Annotated in this window: 16 protein-coding genes and 2 tRNA genes; 6 read left to right on the top strand and 12 right to left on the bottom strand. The window is 65.7% G+C overall.

Annotation, left to right across the window (positions count from 1 at the left end):
- Window positions 1-2: 2 nt before the first annotated feature.
- Window positions 3-623, top strand: a complete 621-nt coding sequence (locus FLL57_RS08470; RefSeq protein WP_013502582.1) for a CinA family protein — start codon at window positions 3-5, stop codon at window positions 621-623.
- A 225-nt stretch (window positions 624-848) separates the two neighbouring features.
- Here the strand turns inward: FLL57_RS08470 and FLL57_RS08465 are convergent, their stop codons facing one another.
- Together FLL57_RS08465 and lipA are read right to left on the bottom strand one after the other, a co-directional pair.
- Window positions 849-1,322, bottom strand: coding sequence for a type II toxin-antitoxin system RatA family toxin (locus tag FLL57_RS08465; protein WP_013502583.1), 474 nt, complete (start codon window positions 1,320-1,322; stop codon window positions 849-851).
- Window positions 1,323-1,348: 26 nt separating this feature from the next.
- Window positions 1,349-2,308 (bottom strand): lipoyl synthase, encoded by a 960-nt coding sequence (lipA, locus tag FLL57_RS08460; RefSeq protein ID WP_142882659.1) that lies wholly within the window; start codon window positions 2,306-2,308, stop codon window positions 1,349-1,351.
- Between the two features lie 148 nt (window positions 2,309-2,456).
- Between lipA and FLL57_RS08455 the strand changes: the two genes are divergently transcribed.
- Window positions 2,457-3,083, top strand: a complete 627-nt coding sequence (locus tag FLL57_RS08455) for a DNA-3-methyladenine glycosylase (protein WP_185966202.1) — start codon at window positions 2,457-2,459, stop codon at window positions 3,081-3,083.
- A gap of 153 nt (window positions 3,084-3,236) precedes the next feature.
- Here the strand turns inward: FLL57_RS08455 and FLL57_RS08450 are convergent, their stop codons facing one another.
- The 5 genes from FLL57_RS08450 to FLL57_RS08430 all read right to left on the bottom strand — a co-directional run bounded on the left by FLL57_RS08450 (window position 3,237) and on the right by FLL57_RS08430 (window position 10,318).
- Complete coding sequence (locus FLL57_RS08450; protein WP_142882658.1) at window positions 3,237-3,791, bottom strand: hypothetical protein; 555 nt, start codon at window positions 3,789-3,791, stop codon at window positions 3,237-3,239.
- Window positions 3,792-3,957: 166 nt separating this feature from the next.
- On the bottom strand, window positions 3,958-6,831 hold the full coding sequence (locus FLL57_RS08445) for a valine--tRNA ligase (RefSeq protein ID WP_142882657.1): 2,874 nt from the start codon (window positions 6,829-6,831) through the stop codon (window positions 3,958-3,960).
- 141 nt (window positions 6,832-6,972) lie between these two features.
- Window positions 6,973-7,758: a PopZ family protein gene (locus FLL57_RS08440; protein ID WP_041807865.1), complete on the bottom strand. Its 786-nt coding sequence runs from the start codon at window positions 7,756-7,758 to the stop codon at window positions 6,973-6,975.
- A gap of 293 nt (window positions 7,759-8,051) precedes the next feature.
- On the bottom strand, window positions 8,052-9,443 hold the full coding sequence (locus tag FLL57_RS08435; RefSeq protein ID WP_013502589.1) for a TolC family outer membrane protein: 1,392 nt from the start codon (window positions 9,441-9,443) through the stop codon (window positions 8,052-8,054).
- Between the two features lie 209 nt (window positions 9,444-9,652).
- Entirely contained in the window at window positions 9,653-10,318 is a 666-nt protein-coding gene (locus FLL57_RS08430; RefSeq protein ID WP_013502590.1) for a protein-L-isoaspartate O-methyltransferase family protein, read from the bottom strand.
- A 253-nt stretch (window positions 10,319-10,571) separates the two neighbouring features.
- On the opposite strand from FLL57_RS08430, the gene FLL57_RS08425 reads away from it, so the two are divergent.
- The 3 genes from FLL57_RS08425 (at window position 10,572) to FLL57_RS23295 (ending at window position 11,577) form a co-directional block, all read left to right on the top strand.
- Window positions 10,572-10,646 (top strand) — tRNA-Asn (locus FLL57_RS08425).
- Between the two features lie 203 nt (window positions 10,647-10,849).
- Window positions 10,850-11,212, top strand: coding sequence for a hypothetical protein (locus FLL57_RS08420; RefSeq protein WP_013502591.1), 363 nt, complete (start codon window positions 10,850-10,852; stop codon window positions 11,210-11,212).
- A 188-nt stretch (window positions 11,213-11,400) separates the two neighbouring features.
- Window positions 11,401-11,577: a hypothetical protein gene (locus tag FLL57_RS23295; RefSeq protein WP_013502592.1), complete on the top strand. Its 177-nt coding sequence runs from the start codon at window positions 11,401-11,403 to the stop codon at window positions 11,575-11,577.
- Between the two features lie 18 nt (window positions 11,578-11,595).
- On the opposite strand, the gene FLL57_RS08415 is transcribed toward FLL57_RS23295, so the two are convergent.
- The gene (locus FLL57_RS08415; protein ID WP_142882656.1) at window positions 11,596-12,729 is read right to left on the bottom strand and encodes an alginate O-acetyltransferase AlgX-related protein; all 1,134 of its coding nucleotides are present in this window, start codon (window positions 12,727-12,729) and stop codon (window positions 11,596-11,598) included.
- Between the two features lie 2 nt (window positions 12,730-12,731).
- The gene (locus FLL57_RS08410; RefSeq protein WP_142882655.1) at window positions 12,732-14,201 is read right to left on the bottom strand and encodes an MBOAT family O-acyltransferase; all 1,470 of its coding nucleotides are present in this window, start codon (window positions 14,199-14,201) and stop codon (window positions 12,732-12,734) included.
- 183 nt (window positions 14,202-14,384) lie between these two features.
- Here FLL57_RS08410 and FLL57_RS08405 point away from each other — a divergent pair.
- Window positions 14,385-14,458, top strand: a tRNA-Cys gene (locus FLL57_RS08405).
- 94 nt (window positions 14,459-14,552) lie between these two features.
- Here FLL57_RS08405 and FLL57_RS08400 read toward each other — a convergent pair.
- Genes FLL57_RS08400 through FLL57_RS08390 form a run of 3 tightly spaced genes read right to left on the bottom strand, consistent with a single transcriptional unit; the run spans window position 14,553 to window position 21,530 of the window.
- On the bottom strand, window positions 14,553-15,281 hold the full coding sequence (locus FLL57_RS08400) for a tRNA-uridine aminocarboxypropyltransferase (protein WP_047307775.1): 729 nt from the start codon (window positions 15,279-15,281) through the stop codon (window positions 14,553-14,555).
- A 7-nt stretch (window positions 15,282-15,288) separates the two neighbouring features.
- The gene (locus FLL57_RS08395; RefSeq protein ID WP_013502596.1) at window positions 15,289-18,396 is read right to left on the bottom strand and encodes an efflux RND transporter permease subunit; all 3,108 of its coding nucleotides are present in this window, start codon (window positions 18,394-18,396) and stop codon (window positions 15,289-15,291) included.
- Entirely contained in the window at window positions 18,396-21,530 is a 3,135-nt protein-coding gene (locus FLL57_RS08390; RefSeq protein WP_047307938.1) for an efflux RND transporter permease subunit, read from the bottom strand. Before FLL57_RS08390 ends, FLL57_RS08395 begins: the two co-directional genes overlap by 1 nt.
- Window positions 21,531-21,594: the final 64 nt, after the last annotated feature.

Here is a 21,594-nt window from a genome sequence, read left to right as displayed (position 1 = left end):
CGATGAGCAGCAGCGACGCCCGCGCCCTCGCCCGCTCGTTGCTCGACCTCTGCCGTTCGCGGAAGCTGATGATCGCAACCGCCGAGTCCTGCACCGGCGGTCTGGTCGCCGGCGCACTGACCGACATCCCCGGCTCGTCCGACGTGATCGACCGCGGCTTCGTCACCTATTCCAACGCCGCCAAGCATGATCTGCTCGGCGTGGAGAACGCCACGCTCACCACCTTCGGCGCCGTCAGCAAGGAAACCGCGATCGCGATGGCGGTCGGCGCGCTGGAGAATGCCGACGTCGATCTCGCGGTCTCGATAACGGGGATCGCCGGCCCCGGCGGCGCAACGCCCGGCAAGCCGGTCGGCCTGGTGCATTTCGCCGTCGCGGCGCGCGACGGCCGGATCTCGCACCGCGAGCAGCGTTTTGGCGCGATCGGCCGCAGCAACGTCCGCCAGCGTTCGGTGGTGGAAGCGCTGCGGATGCTGCTGGAACTCGCCCGCGGCCCGAAGCCGCCGACCAAGGCCAAACGCGAAGTGGCAACCGGCGTGCACAAACGCGTCGCCCGCTCCCCCCGCCGCGTCGCCGCCAAGCGCCCGCAGCCGAAGCGGCCGGTGAAGCCGAAGAAGACTTAGCGGCGATGCAATTCGTCAGGCCGGCATGAAGCACGGCGCGGCCCGATCATCGCCGTCACCCTCCGCGAAAGCGGAGGGCCAAGTGTGTGGATATTCAAGTATTCAGCCTCGCCGGCATCGCGAGCGAAGCGAAGCAATCCAGCTCCGTGCATCGAGCTGTATTGCTTCGTCGCTGAGCTCCTCGCAATGACGGCGGACTCCAGTTTCTGGCGATAGCGAAACTAACTACACCCGCGACAGCTTCGGGCCCGTGCCGTAGATCTGGTCGGCACGGGTTTCGAACGCTTCGGCGAAGCGGTGGAACGCGGTGTCGAACATCGCGCCCATCAGCGTGGCGAGCATCCGGCTCTTGAATTCGTAGGCGATGAAGAAGCCGACCTCGCAGGCGCGCTCGGTCTTGGCAGCGAAGGTCCAGCGATTCTCCAGATTGGAGAACGGGCCTTTCAGATATTCGACCAGGATCTTCAGATTGGCGCGGTCGAGGGTGACGCGGCTGGTGAAGGTCTCCTGCACCAGCTTGAACGACACCGTCATGTCGGCGATCACCACCTCGGTGCCGTCCGGCTGCTGATTGCGCTCGCGGATCTTCAGCGCCTTGCACAGCGGCACGAATTGCGGATAGCGCTCGACGTCGGCGACGAGGTCGAACATCTGCTGGGCACTGTGGGGCACTCTGCGCCTGTTGGAAAACTGCGGCATCGTCTCGGACTTCAGGTCTTGGACTGTTAGCGGGCTCGCGCCGCGCGCGCCGCCTTGAGCTTGGCGAAGTCGTCGCCGGCGTGATGCGACGAGCGCGTCATCGGGCTCGCCGACACCATCAGGAAGCCCTTGGCGTAGGCAGTGGTCTGATAGCCGGCGAACTCGGCCGGCGTGACGTAGCGCATCACCGCGTGGTGCTTGCGGGTCGGCTGCAGATACTGGCCGATGGTGAGGAAATCGACCTCCGCCGACCGCAAATCGTCCATCACCTGCAGCACCTCGTGGCGCTCCTCGCCGAGGCCGACCATAATGCCGGACTTGGTGAAGATGCTGGGATCGAGTTCCTTCACCCGCTGCAGCAGCCGGATCGAATGGAAGTAACGCGCGCCCGGCCGCACCGACAAATAGCGCGACGGCACGGTTTCGAGATTGTGGTTGAACACGTCCGGCTTGGCGGCGACCACGACTTCCAGCGCGCCATCCTTGCGCAGGAAATCCGGCGTCAGGATTTCGATCGTCGTGGTCGGGCAAGCTTCGCGCAACGCGCGGATCGTCGCGGCAAAGTGCGCCGCACCGCCGTCGGCCAGATCGTCGCGATCTACCGAGGTGATCACCAGATGCTGCAACCCGAGCTTCCGCGTCGCCTCGGCGACGTAGGCCGGCTCGTTCGGCTCGAGCGCACCGGGCATCCCGGTCTTGACGTTGCAGAACGCGCAGGCCCGGGTGCAGGTGTCGCCCATGATCATGAAGGTGGCGTGCTTCTTGTCCCAGCACTCGCCGATGTTCGGACAGCCGGCCTCCTCGCACACGGTGTGCAGGCCGTTCTCCTTGACGATGCCGCGGGTCTCGCCATAGCCGCGCGTGGTCGGCGCACGCACCCGGATCCAGTCCGGCTTCTTCGGCGACAGCGCGTCGGGCCGCGCCGCCTTCTCCGGATGCCGGGGGCGGACGGGGTTGGCGGACACCGTATCGACGAGAACGACCATGAGCTGCCTGGGTTTGCGCGAGAACCCTACCTAATCCGGCCGCCCCCGTCCCGCAACCCACGCCGCTTGCAGGCCGTTATCCCTTGGAATAATGCTCGAATTGAACGCATTGCGCCCCGCGCCGGCCGCGCCCGAGCGAACCTCTCCGATGACCAAGTCCCGCGTTCCGAACCGCTCTTCGGACGGAACACATCCCGCCCTCGGCCCGCTGCTGGCGCGCCGCTTCTTTGCTCGCAGCGTCCACGAGGTCGCGCCCGAGCTTATCGGCGCGACGCTGCTGTTCCGCGGCGCCGGCGGCGTCATCGTCGAGGTCGAGGCCTATCACCACACAGATCCGGCGGCGCATTCCTATGGCGGGCCGACACCGCGCAACCAGGTGATGTTCGGCCCGCCGGGCTTCGCCTACGTCTATCGCTCCTACGGCATCCATTGGTGCGTCAATGTCGTCTGCGAACCGGAAGGCTCCGCCAGTGCGGTGCTGATCCGCGCGCTCGAGCCGACCCACGGTCTGACGGAAATGCGGGTCCGCCGCGGCCTCGACGACGACCGCAGCCTGTGCTCCGGCCCTGGTAAGCTCGCGCAGGCGCTCGGCATCACCATCGTCCACAACGGTCTGCCGCTCGATGCCGCACCGTTCGCGATCCATCGCCGGATCACCACGCCGGAGATCACCACCGGCCCGCGCATCGGCATCACAAAGGCGGCCGACTATCCGTGGCGCTATGGGATGGCGGGATCTCGGTTCTTGAGCAAGCCGTTTCCGCGATCAATTTGATCGAAGCTGGCCCTCAACAAAACCGGTCATCGCCCGGCTTGTCCGGGCGACCCAGTATTGCAGAGCGCTGCGGCTAAGTAACGGGCGCTCTGGGATACTGGGCCCTCCGCTTTCGCGGAGGGTGACGTTTGTTTGCGGCGCAGCGCTACGGCCTCAGCTTGCCGCCGCCCGCGCCCGCCGCAGATGTTCGGGATACCAGACCGTGAACATCGCGGTGCCGATCAGCACCGCGTAAGAGATCAGCTCGTAGGCGAGTTCGGGCAGTGCGACCTGCTCCATCTTGCCGAATGCCAGCACCGCATTGATGGTGAAAGCCGTCGCCCAGATTCCGGTCATCAGCACGTTGATGCGGATGAATTTCGGATCGTTCCAGACCGCCGGATCGACGTGCTCCCTAGCGTAGTCCAGCGTGAACGGCTTGCCGAGCAGAATCGTCAGCCAGGCACCGGCTGCCAGCGCGCCGTTTGCCAGGACGCCGAGATGGCGCAACGTCCAGGTGTCATGGAAGCCCATTACCGCGATGGTCGCGGCCCCAAAGAATACCACGCCGACCCACAGAATAATGCCGCGATGGAGCTTCAACACCCCCATCACCACGGTCAGCGCCAGTGCGACGCCGATCTCCACCCGCAACAGCGTGTCGCGGGCGATGATCAGGAATGACAACCACGGCGCGAACGAAATCAGCAGCTTGAGAAAGGCGAGCATCGGAACGTTCCCATTGAGGTCGCCGATGCTACACAAAGCGGATCACACGCGTCCTTGGCGCGGATCAACAGCAACGCACTACGTCGCGTCGCCTGTCACCGAAGCATCATCCTTCGGGCTCGCTGCGCGAGCTCTTCAGGATGACGGCTGTGATTTAGACAAGCGCCTACGACGCGTTCTTCAGCCGCAGCAGCGCTTCGAGGATCTTGACCTTGCGGGCGAGCGCGGCCTCGCGCTTCTCGCGTTCTTCCTCGACCACTTCCTCGGCGGCATTGGCGACGAACTTCTCGTTCGCCAGCTTCGCCTCGGCGCGCTTGATGTCGGCTTCGGCCTTGCCGAGCTCCTTCTCGAGCCGCACCTGCTCAGCGGCGAAATCCACCACGCCCTTCAAGGGCAGCGCCGCGACCTCGCCGCGCACCAGGAGCTGCACGGCGCCTTGCGGGGCGGCGTCCGCGAACGAGATCTCGCCGACCCGCGCCAGCCGCTTGATCACGTCGCTCCAGCGGCTCGCCCGCGCATTGGTGTCGGCAGAGGCGCCGGCCAGCACCAGCGGCGTCAGGGTCGACGGCACGATGTTCATCTCGGCGCGCACCGAACGGATCGCGGTGACGAGATCGACCACCCAGCCGATTTCGGCTTCGGCCGCATCGTCGGTGAAATCCGGTGTCTCCGGCTCGGGAATAGACAGCATCGCCGGCCCGGCCATCGGGTCGGTCGCGGCCGAGGCGACCAGCATCGACATCTCTTCGTCAGACATCCCCGTCTTGCGCGACCACGGCGCCAGCGCCAGCAAGCCGTCGCGCGATGCCGTCACCGCCCAAAGCTCTTCGGTGATGAACGGCATGAACGGATGCAGGATCTTCAGGATTTCGTCGCGCGCCCACGCCACCATCGCACGGGTCTCGGTCTTGGCGGCGCCGTCCTCGCCCATCAGCACCGGCTTGGCGAGTTCGAGATACCAATCGCAATACACGTTCCAGACGAAGCGATACGCGGCTTCGGCGGCGTCGTTGAAGCGATAGGATTCGATCGCCTCGGTGACTTCGCGCACCGCCCGCACGGTCTCGTGCGCGATCCAGCGGTTGAGCGTGTCCTTGGCCGCGGTGAAATCGAAATCCTTCGGCGCCGCGCAGCCGTTCATCTCGGCGAAGCGGCAGGCGTTCCAGAGCTTGGTGGCGAAGTTGCGATAGCCTTCGACGCGGGAGGTCGCGAGCTTGATGTCGCGGCCCTGCGCCGCCATCGCGGCCAGCGTGAAACGCAGGGCGTCGGCGCCGTACTGGTCGATCAGGTTGAGCGGATCGATGACGTTGCCCTTCGACTTCGACATCTTGGCGCCCTTCTCGTCGCGAACGAGGGCGTGGATGTAGACGGTCGGGAACGGCACGTCGTCCATGAAGTGCAGGCCCATCATCATCATCCGGGCGACCCAGAAGAAGATGATGTCGAAGCCGGTGACCAGCACGTCGGTTGGGTAGTAGCGATCGAGCTCGGGTGTCTCGTCCGGCCAGCCGAGCGTCGAGAACGGCCACAGTGCCGAGGAGAACCAGGTGTCGAGCACGTCCTCGTCGCGGGTGATGAAGCCCTCGCGCTTGACCGGATCGACCGCCATGTCGTGGGCCTGCGCCGGCGTGATCACTTCCTGCTCGACGTAGTAGCCGAGCGCGTTGCCGACCGCCTCTTCCTCGGTCTCGGCGACGAACACCTTGCCGTCCGGGCCATACCACGCCGGGATCTGGTGACCCCACCAAAGCTGGCGTGAGATGCACCACGGCTGGATGTTCTCCATCCACTCGAAGTAGGTCTTCTCCCAGTTCTTCGGAACGAAGCTGGTCTCGCCCGAGCGCACCGCGGCAATCGCCGGCTGCGCCAGCGTCTTGGCGTCGACGTACCACTGGTCGGTGAGGAACGGCTCGATCACCACGCCGGACCGGTCGCCATGCGGCACCATGTGGACGTTGGGCTCGATCTTCTCCAGGAAGCCGAAATCATCGAGCCGCGCCACGATCATCTTGCGCGCGGCGAAACGGTCGGTACCCTCGATCTCCTCGGCGAATTCGCGGGCGCCTTCCGGCAGGCCTTCGAGATAGGCGCTGTTGTCGGCGACCGAGATCTTGCCCTCGATGTCGAGCACGTTGATCTGCGGCAGATGGTGCCGCTTGCCGACCTCGAAGTCGTTGAAGTCGTGGGCAGGCGTGATCTTCACCGCGCCCGAGCCCTTCTCGGGATCGGAGTACTCGTCGGCCACGATCGGAATCCGACGGCCGACCAGCGGCAGGACGACATGCTTGCCGATCAGATGCGTATAGCGCTCGTCTTCCGGATTCACCGCAACCGCGCTGTCGCCCAGCATGGTTTCTGGACGCGTGGTCGCGACCACGATGAAGGTCGACGGATCGGCCGGATCGAAGGTCTTGCCTTCGATCGGATAGCGCAGATGCCAGAGGCTGCCCTTCACCTCGATCTGCTGGACCTCCAGATCCGAGATCGCGGTCAGCAGCTTCGGATCCCAATTGACCAGCCGCTTGTCCTTGTAGATCAGGCCCTGGCGGTGCAGCTCGACGAACACCTTGGCGACGGCGCGGGACAGCCCCTCGTCCATCGTGAAGCGCTCGCGCGACCAATCGCACGACGCGCCGAGCCGCTTGAGCTGGTTGACGATCACGCCGCCGCTCTCGGCCTTCCATTGCCAGACCCGGTCCAGGAACTTGGCGCGGCCCATGTCGCGGCGGCTCGGCTCCTGGCGCTCCATCAGCTGGCGCTCGACCACCATCTGGGTGGCGATGCCGGCGTGGTCGGTGCCGGGCTGCCACAGCACGTCGCGACCGCGCATCCGCTCGAACCGGCACAGGATGTCCTGCAGCGTGTTGTTGAGCGCATGGCCCATGTGCAACGAGCCGGTGACGTTCGGCGGCGGAATCACGATCGAGTACGGGACGGCGTCGCAGCGATCCGGACGGCCGGCCTTGAAGGCCTCCGCGTCTTCCCAGGCGCGCGAAATGCGGGCCTCGATGTCGGCTGGCTGGTAGGTTTTCTCGATCATGGCGCTGCAATCAAAAAAGGCGCGTCGCCGGGCCGCGAACGCGCTCGTTGGACGACGCTAGAAACCTTCCGGCGCGCCGCAAGTCAACAATGGAGGCCGGTCCATTGGATCAGGCGGAGGCAGCGCCTCCGCCAAACGGGCTCAGCGCCCGCGCGAGACCCGCTCGATTTCCTGGCGGACGATCCGCTCGACCAGCGTCGGCAGATTGTCGTCGAGCCAAGCCTTCAGCATCGGGCGCAGCATCTCCTTGACCAGATCCTCGAGGGTCCGGGCGTTGTTGCTGAGCACAGTGGTGGCGAGCGAATTGAACGCAGATTCCACCGCAGCGGCGGTGGTGCGCGACAGGATCGGTTGCTGCGGCTCCTCGCTCCAGGCGGCGGCGGGCGGTGGCTCGTAGGCCGGTTCGGGCGCGCGCGGCTTAGGCGCCGCTTCGGCAAACTCGATGTCGTCCTCGATCGGTGCCCTCTGAACCGGAGACGGTGGCGGCGGTGGTGGAGTCGGTTCGGGCTCGGGTTCGGGCTCCGGCAGCGCCATTTCGTCGGTCAGTTCGAGCACGTCACCGTCTGGTTGCGAAGGCCGGACTTCTTCCTCGGTGGTGTCGGCGTCGAGGCCAGCCAGCAGCGCATCGATGTCGTCCTGGCTGTTGCTCTCCGCCTCGGCAGGCATCGGCGGAGGTGCCGGCTTCGGGGCGGCGGCGGGCTTGGGCGGCGCGGCTTGCGCCACCGGGCTCGGTGCAGACGGAGGTGGGGTCATGACCGCGGGCTTGCTCGGCGGGGGAGCCGGCTTGGGCGGCTCCGGCTTCGGGGCAACGGCCGCCGGCGCAGGTGCCGGGGTCGCGGGTTTGGCTTCGTCATCGGCAATGATGCGACGGATCGACGCCAGAATCTCCTCCATGGAAGGCTCTTGCGCCTTTGCAGGCTGCGTCATCTCCGACTCCACATCATCACGCCCTTCCCGGCGTTGTAACATCAAAGCTCTACGGGAGAGACCGGTTCCCGATCGGCGTCGCCGGGTTTCGCGTTGGAAGCAGGACTTGTCCCCAGCTTCAACTACGGGACGCTCCGAGGTCCGCCCGACGCACAACGACGTCGAGCACCGCGAAACACGAGCGTGAATCCGACTCGAATCGTCACGACGATCCAAGCAACGGTAGGCAGCCGATTAGTTGTTTGCAAGCAAACGCGCCCGGGCAAAGTCCCGTGCGCGAGCCGCGGCCGCAATCAGCGGCCGTCGGGAGTCCGAACGCCGCCCCAGCTATCGCGCACCTGATGATAGTGCACGCTGGGATCATAGACGTTGGTCTTCAGGCCGAGCACCTGCGGCGACAGCCGGCCGATCGCATTCAGTACGGCATAGGACGCGACCACACGGTCGTGCTGGGCTGTCACCAGCGCGACGCGGGCATTCACCAGCGCCTGCTGCGCGTTCAACACGTCGAGCGTGGTACGCTGGCCGGCGCGGGCTTCTTCGCGGACGCCATTGAGCGCGATCTCCGAGGCCTTCACCTGCGACTGTGCCGACGAGACCTGTGCCTTGGCCGCCTGAAGCTGGCCCCACGCCTGCACCACGCTGGCGCGGGTCTGGTCGCGCACCTGTTCGAGGTTGAGACGCTGCTGCGCCAGAGTTTCCTTCGACTGCCGGATCAGCGCGTATTCGCCGCCGCCCTGGTAGATCGGGATCGAGAGCTGCGCCACACCCGAAGCCAGGAACTGCCGCGGTGATGAGATCGACGGTTCCCACGACTGCTGCGCGCTCGCCTGCAGCGTCAGGGTCGGAAACAGCGCACCTTCGTTGATCTTCACGTTCAGGTAGCTGACGTCGATGCCGTACATCGCGGCGGTGACGTTCGGGTTCTCGACCAGCGCCAGATTGATCGCCTGCGCCAAGGTGCTCGGCAGATAGCGGTCGACCGGCGAGCCCGGCGCCAGATTGCCCGGTTCGTTGCCAATGATGCGGCGGTAGTTCGACCGGGTGGTGGTCAGGGTGGATTCGGCGGCGAGCTGCTGGGTGTTGCCGGCAGCGAGCTGCGCCTGCGACTGCGCCACGTCGGTGCGGGTCACCTCGCCGACGTTGAAGCGGTCGTTGGTCTGCCGCAGCGTCTGCTCGAGAACCCGCACGTTCGACCGCTGCACTTCCAGTGTCGCCGAGTCGCGCAGGTAATCCATGTAGATGGTGGCCGCCGACAGCAGCACCGACTGTTCCAGCACACGCAGGCCTTCGCGTGCCGAGGAAACCTGGCTCTCCGCCGCACGGGTACGGTTCCCAGTCTGATTGCCGTTGAACAGCGTCTGGGACGCGGTCACGCCGACCGAGCGCGGGATTTGCGTGCCGTTGAGATGAAACTGATTGCCGCCCACCGACGAAATCACGTCGGTATATTGATAACCGCCGCTGGCGGTAACGGACACCTTCGGCCGGTAGCCTGACAACGCTTGGGGAACCGATTCGTCCGTGGCGCGCACCGAGGCGCGTTGCGCATTGAGCTGGGGATTGGTCTGGTAGGCGCGGATCAGCGCCCCTTCGATGGTGTCCGCGCGAGCTGCTGTCTGCGACACGCAAGCCAGAACGATGCCGGCAGCCGCAAGGCCGGAAATCCGCTTAAGCCCATCCATTCTGGCAATCCAATCCTGAACTTTTCCCCACACCGGACTCTCCGGGGCCGAACGCCATGCGCATGGCCGAACATTGTCCGGTAAGTCCGTCCTCACCATAAGACACCGGATTGGCCGAAGAAACCCCCCGTCCTCGGACTGCAACGAAACTTCCGAGCTGGGGCATTCGCGCCACAGGTATGATTCCTCGATAGAATTTTCCCGACCGATCAGAATTCAAAGGCCGGTGCGCGCTCCAGTCCGGGCAACACCGGAACCAGCGCGTCGAACAGAACGCGAGCGCCGAAGTCGCCATGGGACCGCGTGACCGTCGTCACCCGCTGCGGCTTGCCCTGGGCGAACGCACCGACCAGCCGACCGCCGAGCTTGAGCTGCTCGTACAGCATGGTCGGCTCGACCTCGGTGGCGCCGCACAACAAAATCGCGTCGAATGGCGCGTTATGCAGATCACCCTTCGCCGCTTCCGCGACACGGACACTGACATGAGGGAGGCCGAGCGCCGGCAGCGTCGAGCGGATGCGCTGCGCCAGCGCCTCATCGTCGATCGTGGTGGTGACCCGGGTCGCCAGCCTGGCCGCCACCGCAGCGATATAGCCGGTCGGGCAGCCGACCACGAGCACGCGGTCGTCGCGCTCGATCTCGGCAGCCTGCAGCAGGCGTGCGGTCATGATCGGGTTGAGGAGGAAATGCTTGCGGCCATCGCTGCCCTCGATCTCCAGATCGAGATCGAGATACACCAGTTCGCGTTTCGATTCGGGAACGAACGCCTCGCGAGGCAGCGCCCGCATCGCATCGATGATTCGCCAATCCGTCACGCTGGCGGGCCGGATTTGGCCGTCGACCATGTTTTGCCGCGCGCGCTCGAATTCCAACATCCTCGATCCCCTGCGTGAAACCCGCGTCATCCATGATGCAACGCCGCCAAAAACGCAACATGCCGCCGCACTCAACAGATTTGGTGCAGAAGGGGCTTCACGCGGCGCAAATCATCCCCTACATAGCCCTCGCCGTCACAACGGCTCGCCGCTGCGTTGCGGCGGAAACGGCCGGTGTCGATCGACCGATTTCTGCTTTCCAACGTTGAACGGCTTTGTTATACGCTGCCTCGCGAAGCCCAGCTTCGCTTGTTCCCTGGTAGCTCAGTGGTAGAGCAACCGGCTGTTAACCGGTTGGTCGCTGGTTCGAATCCGGCCCGGGGAGCCATTTTCACTTCATCGGTCGCAGATCCTGAAAGCCCGCAACCTGTCGCGGGCACAATACACCGTGCCTGCATCGAATCCCCCGGGCGACAGCCCCTCTCGACGGCGAACTGTCACGCCGCTGTGACTCGGCCTCCCCCTGCTCCCGGAACGTTATCGCACCGACATTCGTTGCGTCGGCATCGGACATAATGAGGGAGACGAAAGATGCTGAAGCCGACCACCTTTGCCGCCGCGTTGTTCGCCGGTGCCATCGCCGTGACGACCGCCGCCTCCGCGCAGCAGCCGGCGCACACCCGGGGCCAGCTCTACGATCGCCACCAGGGTTATCAGGAGCGGGGCTATCAGGAGCGCAATTGGCGCGACAGCAACGCGTTCTGGCCGGGTCAAGTCGCCGCCGGCGTGGTCGGCGGTGCGATCGGCGCTGCAGGTGCGATCGCAACCGCGCCGTTCCAGGCCGGCTACCAGGGCGACTACGACATGCGCAGCTACGCCGAGCGCAACGGCTTCGTCTGCCTGCCGGGCACAACATTCCGCGGCGAGGACGGCCGGATGCATCTGTGCCAGTAACGTTGCATTCAGCAACGCGCCTGAATCGAGCCGCCTCCATTTCGGGGGCGGCTTTTTTTCATGGTGTCCGATGCATCCGGAGCGGCCGATCCGGTGCGAATCCGCCGGTCGCTAAAATTGTAGCGATCCGCTCAACCGGGCCCACAACAGTTCTTGACACACTCCGGTTCGGACAGGGGAGCCGGACCATGAGCGAAGCCGAATACGATCTGCTGCTGGACTCGATCGGCGGCGCCGTCGCGGAAAGCGCACAGGACAATGTCGTGCGCGCGAACGCGGTGGCGACGATGCGCCGTGCGGCGAACGACAATTCGGTCGAATGGCCGTTGCTGCCGTTCCCATCGGATTGGTACGCCTCCTGCTGACGCAGGCATTTGCCCGGCCTATCGCCCGTCCGACACGACGGTCTCCGCCAGCGAGTCCAGATGCCGTTCCGCAAGCTCTTCGATCACCAGATCAGGCGCCTCGCGTTCGATCAGCGGCACGATCTGGCGTGACGGCTTGAAGCCCGAACGGGCGACATAGACCACCTCGCCGAAGCTGCGCGACAGATACGCGACCAGACCTTCGCTGAACGAATCGCCGACAAACATCAGCTTGTGCTTGGCCTGCGGGCACAGCGTCCGCCGCATCATGATGTCGTCGCCGACGACCGGCTGGAAAGCCGTGACGGTGTAGGCACATCGATCGGCCGGCGCTGCGATCGGCGTCGTCTCGCGCCTGGTCAATCCCGCCATGCGGGCGAGATCGCCGGCGTGATCCGACGTGACGGAAAACTGTCGCGCCTCGAGATCGATCACCGGCAGATCCGGAAGCGGCAGCGCCGCCATGATCCGGCGATAGCCGAGATAGGCGCCCCACGCGCTCCAATGCGAGTCGTCCTTGTAGTACACTGGCAGCTCCGTCTTGCCCTGCCGCAGCGCGACCCGCAGATCGAGCACAGGCAGACCGCTGGCCTCGGCCACCGCAACGACCTGATCGAACTGCGACGGCGTATCGCGCCGCGACATGTAGGTCGGCATCATCTCCGGATAGATCGTGTGCTTGTCGGGCACGATCACGAACAGATACGGCCGGCCAGCCGCCTCCATCGCGCGCGCCCGGCGCTGCAGCGCCACGCGCGTGTCCTCGAGCTGGAGCGTGCTGAGCGGCCGCTGGTTGCGATACAGCTCGATCGAGTTGTCGCCGGCATAGAACAGCCAGTCGTCCTTGCCGAACACCACCTTGTCCGACGGAGAACGGCCCAGCAGCACGGTGCTGAAGTTGGAATTCAGCCGCAGCAGCAACTTGCGCAGCCCGAAATTGTCGTTGACGTAGGCGTCGAACCGCTGCGGGAAACTGTCCCACTCTGCGAGCGTGCGCGGCCACCCCGGAAGCTGGGTGAGCGTACGGTTCTCGCCGCCGCTGATCTCGGCCTGCTTGAATGCCATCGCGATCAGCGACGCAAACGAGAACGCCATCACCAGGCCGACCAACATTCGGCCATACAGCCGGGCGGTCAAAGGGGTTCGCTGCATCGCTAGAACCGGAAATAGATGAACGGATTGTAGGTGCCCGCCGCGACCTGACCGGCCGCCAACAGGCCGATCGTCAGCAGCACGACCAGACGTGCGCCGAGCATCAGAGCGCTGTCCCGGCCGAGCTGCAAGCTGCCGATCCCGGGATCGAGACGGCCCTCGCGCTGGTTCCGGCGCAGCCTCCAGTCTGAAGTGAGCGGGCTAAACAGCGACGCGCTCGCCAAGCCCCCGAGCACCAGGCAGATCGCCACCAGCGGGTCGATCTCGGACAGGAAGTCGACCGACCAGCCCGCGCCAAAGCCGGCCATCGCCCGCAGATAGGCGATCGCCTGGGTGAGGTCGGCGGCCCGGAAGAACACCCAGGCCAGCGACACCACGGCCAGCGTGTAGGCGTGCTGCACCGGCCGCGGCGTCCGCGCCAGCAGCGCCGCCAGCCCGAGCCGCTCCAGGATCAGGAAAAGACCGTGGATCAGCCCCCAGACCACGAAGGTCCAGTTGGCGCCGTGCCAGAGCCCGCACAACAGGAACACCGTGGCGAGATTGAAATAGATTCGCCACGGCGGCACGCGGTTGCCGCCGAGCGGGATGTACAGATAGTCGCGCAGCCAGTTCGACAGCGAGATGTGCCAGCGCCGCCAGAATTCCTGCATCGAGCGCGCCAGATACGGGTAGTTGAAATTCTCCAGGAAGGTGAACCCGAACAGCCGCGCCAGCCCGATCGCCATGTCCGAATAGGCCGAGAAATCGAGATAGATCTGCAACGTGTAGCAGATCAACCCGAGCCAGGCGGTGCCGGGGCTGAGATCGGCGGCCGGCAGCGCGAAGATCCGGTCGGCGACCTCGCCGAGCGGATTGGCCAACAGCATCTTCTTGCCGAATCCGGCCAGGAATCGCTCGACGCCGGAGGCCGCCAGTTCGAGCGTCACCGGACGGCGACGGAGCTGCTCGGAGATGTCGTGATAGCGGATGATCGGGCCGGCGATCAGTTGCGGAAAGAAAGCGATGTACAGCGCGAAATCGACCGGCCGGCGCTGCGCCCTCGCCACCCCGCGATAGACGTCGATCACATAGGACAGCGCATGGAAGGTGAAGAACGAGATTCCCAGCGGCAGATGTGGCGACACCACCGTGACGGGCGCGATTCCGATCGCCTCGAACATCGCGTTGAGATTCGAGATCAGGAATTCAGAATACTTGAACACCGCCAACAAGCCGATGTTCAGCACCACGGCGGCGGCCACCACCAGCTTGCGCTGGCGCGGCTCCGCCAATGCCTCCAGCGCCAATCCGAGCAGCCAGTTGCCGAAAATCGATCCCAGCATCACCAGCGCGAAGAACCGCTCGCCCCAGGCATAGAAAACCAGGCTGGCGACCAGCAGCACGCTGTTGCGAAGCGGCCGCGGCACGCTCCAATAGACGAGAAGCAGCAGCGGCATGAACAGGAAGAGGAACACCGGCGAACTGAACAGCATCAGGCCGTCGTCCTTGCGCCGCTCCGGCGCCTGCTGTCGCGATCCGGCATCCCCGTCCTGTCCCCTGGTGTCTCCCCTCCTTGCGCGACTGCTTATGAATGTTCAAGGCTGGGCAGGACCGACCGTTCGCGCGCTGCGGCGGTTGCCTATCGCCGTCCGGCCGTATAAGAGTTCGCCGCGTGGGGCCACGTGGCGGAGTGGTTACGCAACGGTCTGCAAAACCGTGTACACCAGTTCAATTCTGGTCGTGGCCTCCACTTTCCAATCAAGCACTTAGTGGACCTTTCTCAGACTCGACCGGAACCCGCGTCGAGGCCATGGCGGCGAGCGCTGAATCGCGACGCTTGCGCCTCACCCGCGCCGTTTGCGCCAGTCGCGCTTCTTCGGCTTCGGCGCCAGGTCGGGCCGCTCGGCCTGGACCTGCTTAAACCGCGCCAGCATCCGGTCGAACGCCCCCAGCAATACGGTCTCGATCTCCGGCCGGTGCTCCAGCCGCGACAGCAGCATCGCGGCCGCTTCGAGGGTCGACAGACCGTCGCGGCGCGGCTCCTTGCGGAGGCGGCCGTAGCGCGAAGGCGCCGAGGGATCGAGAATCACCCGCTGGCATTTCAGCATCCAGGCGTTGCGCCACCACAGCGCCTTGGCCTGGCTCCAGGTGCCGTCGAGCAGTACCACGCCCTCGATGTCGTCGAGGATCATGTCCTGATGCGGCTCGGGCTGGCCCTTGGCATCGACCGCCAGAACGTCCCGCCCCTGCGCCAGCTTGGCGGCGCGGGCGGAGCCGAGATACAGCACGGCCCAGCGCGACGGATCGTGCACGGTGCGGCCGAGCGCCTTGGACAAGCTCGGCCACGACAGCCCGATCCGGACCACGGCATTGTTGAAATGCTGCGCGGTCAGCCGCGCGGTGCCGAGCGCCCGGTCCTGCTCCTGCGGATGCTGCAGGATCAGGAGTTCGATCCGGCTGGCGATCGGCTCGACGGTGTCGCAGATGCACAGCGGCAGCGGCTTGCCACAGCGGGCACACTCGGGCTCCGGCGTGCCGGGCTCGGCGACGCGGGTGGCATGTTCGGTCGTCATCTCGTCTTCACTCCGCCGGCACTGCGGCCGGTGCGCCGCGGCGCCAGCGCCGCTGCCGCACCCGGTCGATCAACAGATAGATCACCGGCGTCGTATACAACGTCAGCACCTGGGATACGAACAGCCCGCCGATGATGGTGATGCCGAGCGGTCGCCGCAGCTCGGTGCCGGGGCCGACCGCGACCACCAGCGGAATCGCCGCAAACAGCGCCGCCAGCGTGGTCATCAGAATCGGCCGGAACCGAACGATGCAGGCCTCGAAGATCGCATCCGCGGAGGACAGCCCGCGGTCGCGCTCCGCCTCCAGCGCAAAGTCCACCATCATGATGCCGTTCTTCTTGACGATGCCGATCAACATGATGATGCCGACGAAGGCGATCACCGACAATTCGGTGCCGGTGACCAGCAGCGCCAGCAGCGCGCCGAGCCCCGCCGAAGGCAGCGTGGAAATGATCGTGAGCGGATGCGCCAGGCTCTCGTAGAGCACGCCGAGCACGATGTACATCGCGATGAATGCCGCAAGGATCAACAGCGGTTGCTTGCTGGAGGTGGCGCGGAAGTCGCCGGCGTTGCCGTCAAACGAGCCGCGAATGCCTTCCGGCATGTGCAATTCATCGACCGCGCGCTGAATGTTCCCGGTCGCCTCTTGCAGCGGGACGTCGGGCAACGTGTTGAACGACACCGTCGTCGATGGCACGCCCTGGGTATGGGCGACCGCCAGCGCCGCCAGCCCGCGCTCGGCGCGCACCACCGCCGACAGCGGCACCTGCTCGCCGCTCGAACTGGCGACGTAGATCCGTTTCAGGTCGATGGGATCGGTCTGGAATTTCGGATCGATTTCCAGCACCACCTGATACTGGTTGCGCTGGGTGTAGATCGTGGCGATCTGCCGCTGCGAGAACGCGTTGTTGAGCGCGTTGTCGATGTCCTGAATCTTGACGCCGAGCCGCGACGCCATGGTGCGGTCGATCGCCAAGGTCAGTTGCAGGCCACCGTCGTCGCGGTCGCTGGTGACGTCGGTGATACCCTCGACGGTCTGCATCCTTTTGGCGACGATCGGCGCCCATTTCTGCAACAGCTCGAGGTCGGGACTGCTCAACGTGTACTGGTAGTTGGATTCGCTGGACCGGCCGCCGCCGCGCAGATCCTGCGCGGCGAACATGAACAGCCTGATGCCGGCGACCTGGCTGAGCTGCCGCCGCAGCCGGTCGATCACCATCTGGGTGGTCACGCCCTCGCGCTCGGCGTTCGGCTTCAGATTGATGAACATCGTGCCGCGATTGGAACCGCCGGCGCCCGGCCCGCCGCCGCCCAGCACCGAGCCGACCCCCGCTACCGCCGGATCGGCCATCACGATGTCGGCGAGCTGCTCCTGCAGCTTGCGCATCGACTGAAACGAAATATCGGCGGAGGCCCGGGTCGAGCCGATCACGAAGCCGGAATCGTCGATCGGGAAATAGCCCTTCGGCACCTTGATATACAGCGTCACCGTCAGCGCGATGGTGGCGATGAAAACCACCACGGTCAGCCACGGCACCCCGAGCACCGCGCGCAGCGTCCAGGCGTAGAAGCCGACGATGCGGCTCAGTGTGCCTTCCACCAGACGATCGAACCATGTCTGCTTCGGCGACGCCTCAGGACGGATGTAGTGCGCGCAGATCATCGGCGTCAGCGTCAGTGACACCACGGTCGACACCGCAATCGCAAAGGTCAGCGTCAGAGAAAACTCGCGCAGCAGCCGGCCGATCAGACCGTCCATGAAGATCAGCGGCGCGAAAGCCGCGACCAGCGACAGGCTGATCGACAGCACCGTGAAGCCGATCTGCCGGGCGCCTTCCAGCGCCGCCGGCAGCGGCGCCATGCCGCGCTCGAGGTTGCGGTACATGTTCTCGATCATCACGATCGCGTCGTCGACGACGAAGCCGACCGCGATCGCCAGCGCCATCAGCGACAGATTATTGATCGAGAACCCGCTGAGCCACATCCCGGCGCAGGTGCCGGCGAGCGCCAGCGGCACCGACACGCCCGCCGCGATCGTCGGCGTCAGCCGGCGAAGGAACAGCAGCACCACCACCATCACCAGCACCGCAGTCGCGAGCAGCGTCCATTGCATGTCGTCGACGCTGGCACGGATCGTGCCGGTGCGGTCGGCCAGCACCGAGATGTCGACGCCCGCGGGAATCCATTGCTTCAGCTCGGGCAGCAGCGCCTTGACCCGGTCGACGGTCTCGATGACGTTGGCGTCGCCCTGCTTGGTGATCTGGATGATCACCGCCGGCTGCTTGTTGTACCAGGCGATGGTGCGGGCGTTTCGCGTCGCGTCGCTCACCGTGGCGACGTCCGACAGCCGCACCGTGCCGTTGCCGTCGCTCTTGATCACGATGCCGCGGAATTCCTCCGCCGTGCGCATCTGTGGATTGGTCGACAGTGTCTCGGTCAGCCGCGGCCCGTCGAACGAGCCGACCGGGCCGACCGGGTTGGCGGCGACGATCGCGGTGCGGACGTCGTCGGTCGAGATGCCGGCATTCGACAGAGCCACCGGGTTCAGCGCGATCCGCACCGCCGGCTGGTCGGCGCCCGACACGGTGACGTCGCCGACCCCCGGCACCTGGGAAATCCGCTGCGCCAGCACGGTGTCGGCAACATCATAGATCGCGCTCGCCGACATCGTCTTGGAGGTCAGCGCCAGGATGTAGACCGGCGCCGCCGCGGAGTTGAACTTGCGGAATTTCGGCAGTGTCGGCAGATCGGTCGGCAGGTCGCGGACCGCGGCGTTGATCGCCGCCTGAACGTCCCGCGCTGCGCTGTCGACGTTGCGGCCGATCGAGAACTGCAACTGGATCCGGGTGTTGCCGAGCGAACTGGTCGAGGTGATCTGGTCGAGCCCGGCGATCTCACCGAGCCGCCGCTCCAGCGGGGCGGCGACGGTCGAAGCCATCACTGCCGGCGCGGCGCCGGGCCGCGACGCCTGCACCATGATCATCGGGAAATCGACATTGGGCAGTGCCGCCACCGGCAGCGCCGCATAAGCGACCATGCCGACCAGAAACAACCCGATCGCCAGCAGCGTGGTGCCGACCGGCCTGCGGATGAACGGGGCGGACATCGACGCCATCAGCGCGTTTCCCCCGCCGACCCGGCCAGCGGCGGCGACGGAGCCGCGGGCGGCACCGGCGGCAGCGCCCGCTCCAGCCTGCGGTTGATGCGATCGAGCGCCAGATAGATCACCGGAGTGGTGTACAACGTCAACAATTGACTGAGCAGCAGCCCGCCGATGATCGAGATGCCGAGCGGAAACCGCAGTTCCGAGCCCGTACCGCTCTCGACCGCCAGCGGCAACGCGCCGAACAGCGCCGCCAGCGTCGTCATCATGATCGGCCGGAACCGCAGCCGGCACGCCTGCACGATCGCCTCGTAGGATGACATCCCCTGCTCCCGCTCGGCATCGAGCGCGAAGTCGATCATCAGGATCGCGTTCTTCTTGACGATACCCATCAGCAGGATGATGCCGATCAGGCCGATCACCGATAGATCCTGGCCGAACAGCATCAGCGCCAGAATGGCGCCGACGCCTGCCGAGGGCAGTGTCGACAGAATGGTGATCGGGTGGATGTAGCTCTCGTAGAGCACGCCCAGCACGATGTAGATCGCAACGATCGCGGCCAGGATCAGCCAGGGCTGGCCGTCGAGCGCTTTCGAGAACTCGGCGGCGTCGCCATAGAACACGCCGACGATGCTGCCGGGCATTCCGATCCGCTTCTCGATCGCCTTGATCTCGTTCACCGCCTCGCCGAGCGAGGCGTCGGGCGCGAGGTTGAAACTCATCGCCACCGACGGAAACTGCGCCTGATGCGAGATCGCCAGCGGCGCGATCGTGCGCTTCAGCTCGGCTACGGCCGAGATCGGCACTTGCGCGCCGGCGTTGCCCGGCACGTAAAGCTTCGACAGCACCGACGGATCCTGCTGATACACAGGCATCGCCTCCAGCACTACGCGATACTGGTTGGCCTGGCCATAGATCGTCGAGATCTGCCGCTGTGCAAAGGCGTCGTTCAGCGTGTCGTTGATCGCCTGTACGCTGACGCCGAGCTGTCCGGCGCGCTCGCGATTGATGTCGAGCGCGGCGCGCAGGCCGCCCTCCTGCGCCTCGGTCGAGACATCGCGGAACAACCGATCGCGGCGCAATTCGCCGAGCAGCCGGTCGGCCCATTGCGACAGCAGGGCGGCGTCGGTCGCGGTCAGCGTGTATTGATACTGGGAGCGGCTGGCCTGGGTCGAAATCTGCACGTCCTGCACGGCCTGGAAGTACACCGTCATGCCGGGAATGCCGGCGACGCGCTGCTTCAGCCGCTCGATCACCTCGCCGACATCGGATTTGCGGTCCCCGCGCGGCTTCAGAGTCAGCACCAAGCGGCCGACATTCGGTGTCGGATTGACCGAGCCGGCTCCGATCACCGACACCACACCGATCACGTCGGGGTCCGCCTCGATCGCCGCAGCCGTCTCGGTTTGCCGGGCTTTCATCTCGGCGAACGACACCGCCGGTCCGGCTTCCGTCACAGCCGTGATCGAAGCGGTGTCCTGCAGCGGCAGGAAGCCCTTCGGCGCTATCACGTACAGCACCAGCGTCGCCGCGATGGTCAGGAAGGTCACCACCAGCGTCGCCCGCTGATGCTTCAGCACCCACAGCAGGCTGCGGTGATAGGCTTCGGCGCCGCGATCGATCCAGCCAGTGATGGTGGCGAGGCCAGGCACCTGGCGTTCCTCGCGGGCGTGCTTGAGCAGCCGAGAGCACATCATCGGCGTCAACGTCAGCGACACGATAGCCGAGGTGACGACCGCGATCGTCAGCGTCAGTGCGAACTCGCGGAACATCCGCCCGACCAGGCCGGACATGAACAGCAGCGGAATGAACACCGCGATCAGCGACAAGGTCAGCGAGATGACCGTGAAGCCGATCTCACTGGCGCCGTTCAGCGCCGCCTGCATCGGGCTTTCGCCGTCTTCCATGTGGCGAACGATGTTCTCGATCATCACGATGGCATCGTCGACGACGAAGCCGGTGCCGATCGTCAGCGCCATCAACGACAGATTGTCGAGGCTGAATCCGGCGAAATACATCACGCCGAAGCTGGTGATCAGCGACAGCGGCAGCGCTACCCCGGCAATGATGGTTGCCCGCATCGAGCGCAGAAACAGCAGCACCACCAGCGTCACCAGGATCACGGCCAGCACCAGCGTGAACTGCACGTCGTTGACCGAGGCGCGGATCGTCTCGGTGCGGTCGCTGACCACCGTGAGCTTGACGCCGGCCGGCACCAGCCGCTGCATCCGCGGAATCTCGGCGCGGATGCCCTTGACCACGTCGATCACGTTGGCGCCCGGCTGACGCTGGATGTCGAGGATCACCGCCGGCGCACCTTGGTACCAGGCACCGGTGCGCTCGTTCTCCAGGCCATCGACGATCTGCGCGACGTCGCCGATCGTCACCGGCGCGCCGTTGCGGTAGGCGACGATGATCGGCCGATAGGCGGCGGCGACCGCGATCTGGTCGTTGGCGGCGATGGTGTAGGCTTGCTGCGCGCCGTCGAGCGAACCCTTCGGCCCCGACACGTTGGCGTTGGCAATCGCTGTGCGCAGATCCTCCATTGAGATGCCGTAGGCGGCGAGCCGGGCGAGATCGGCCTGCACCCGGACGGCCGGCTTCAAGCCGCCGAGCACCGACACCCGGCCGACGCCGCTGATCTGGGCCAACCGCTGCGCCAGCAAAGTGTCGGCGAGATCGCTCATGTTGCGCAGCGACACCGTGGTCGACGTCAGCGCCAGCGTCATCACCGGCGCATCGGCCGGGTTCACTTTGGCGTAGACCGGCGGATACGGCAGGTTCTTCGGCAGGATGCCGGCAGCGGCGTTGATCGCAGCCTGAACGTCCTGGGTGGCACCGTCGATGTCACGGTTGAGGTCGAACTGCAGCGACACCTGGCTGACGCCGAACGACGAGGTCGAGGTCATTGCGGTCAGCGACGGGATCTGGCCGAGCTGGCGCTCGAGCGGCGCGGTGATCAGCGACGCGACGACGTCCGGGCTGGCGCCGGGGAGTTGCGTCGTCACCTGCACGGTCGGGAAGTCGACCTGCGGCAACGCCGACACTGGGAGCGCAATGTAGCCGAGCAGGCCGCCGATCATCAGCGCCACGCCGAGCAGCGAGGTCGCGATCGGACGTCGGATGAACGGCTCGGATACGCCCATGGAAACTCACCTCAGCGTTGCGTACTGACGTCTCGCGCTCCGGCATCCATCGCCGTCGCGCACG

Origin of the sequence: Rhodopseudomonas palustris, assembly GCF_007005445.1 — a bacterium.
Classification (GTDB): domain Bacteria; phylum Pseudomonadota; class Alphaproteobacteria; order Rhizobiales; family Xanthobacteraceae; genus Rhodopseudomonas; species Rhodopseudomonas palustris_G.
This window is presented reverse-complemented; position numbering and strand designations above follow the sequence as displayed.

Bases quoted from the DNA above. Each gene is read 5' to 3' on its own strand.
- FLL57_RS08435 (WP_013502589.1), bottom strand. From the start codon at position 9,443: ATGGATGGGCTTAAGCGGATTTCCGGCCTTGCGGCTGCCGGCATCGTT.
- FLL57_RS08430 (WP_013502590.1), bottom strand. From the start codon at position 10,318: ATGTTGGAATTCGAGCGCGCGCGGCAAAACATGGTCGACGGCCAAATC.
- FLL57_RS08420 (WP_013502591.1), top strand. From the start codon at position 10,850: ATGCTGAAGCCGACCACCTTTGCCGCCGCGTTGTTCGCCGGTGCCATC.
- FLL57_RS08415 (WP_142882656.1), bottom strand. From the start codon at position 12,729: ATGCAGCGAACCCCTTTGACCGCCCGGCTGTATGGCCGAATGTTGGTC.
- FLL57_RS08465 (WP_013502583.1), bottom strand. From the start codon at position 1,322: ATGCCGCAGTTTTCCAACAGGCGCAGAGTGCCCCACAGTGCCCAGCAG.
- FLL57_RS08455 (WP_185966202.1), top strand. From the start codon at position 2,457: ATGACCAAGTCCCGCGTTCCGAACCGCTCTTCGGACGGAACACATCCC.
- FLL57_RS08470 (WP_013502582.1), top strand. From the start codon at position 3: ATGAGCAGCAGCGACGCCCGCGCCCTCGCCCGCTCGTTGCTCGACCTC.
- FLL57_RS23295 (WP_013502592.1), top strand. From the start codon at position 11,401: ATGAGCGAAGCCGAATACGATCTGCTGCTGGACTCGATCGGCGGCGCC.
- FLL57_RS08395 (WP_013502596.1), bottom strand. From the start codon at position 18,396: ATGGCGTCGATGTCCGCCCCGTTCATCCGCAGGCCGGTCGGCACCACG.
- FLL57_RS08390 (WP_047307938.1), bottom strand. From the start codon at position 21,530: ATGGGCGTATCCGAGCCGTTCATCCGACGTCCGATCGCGACCTCGCTG.
- FLL57_RS08440 (WP_041807865.1), bottom strand. From the start codon at position 7,758: ATGACGCAGCCTGCAAAGGCGCAAGAGCCTTCCATGGAGGAGATTCTG.
- FLL57_RS08445 (WP_142882657.1), bottom strand. From the start codon at position 6,831: ATGATCGAGAAAACCTACCAGCCAGCCGACATCGAGGCCCGCATTTCG.
- FLL57_RS08450 (WP_142882658.1), bottom strand. From the start codon at position 3,791: ATGCTCGCCTTTCTCAAGCTGCTGATTTCGTTCGCGCCGTGGTTGTCA.
- FLL57_RS08410 (WP_142882655.1), bottom strand. From the start codon at position 14,201: ATGCTGTTCAGTTCGCCGGTGTTCCTCTTCCTGTTCATGCCGCTGCTG.
- FLL57_RS08400 (WP_047307775.1), bottom strand. From the start codon at position 15,281: ATGACGACCGAACATGCCACCCGCGTCGCCGAGCCCGGCACGCCGGAG.
- lipA (WP_142882659.1), bottom strand. From the start codon at position 2,308: ATGGTCGTTCTCGTCGATACGGTGTCCGCCAACCCCGTCCGCCCCCGG.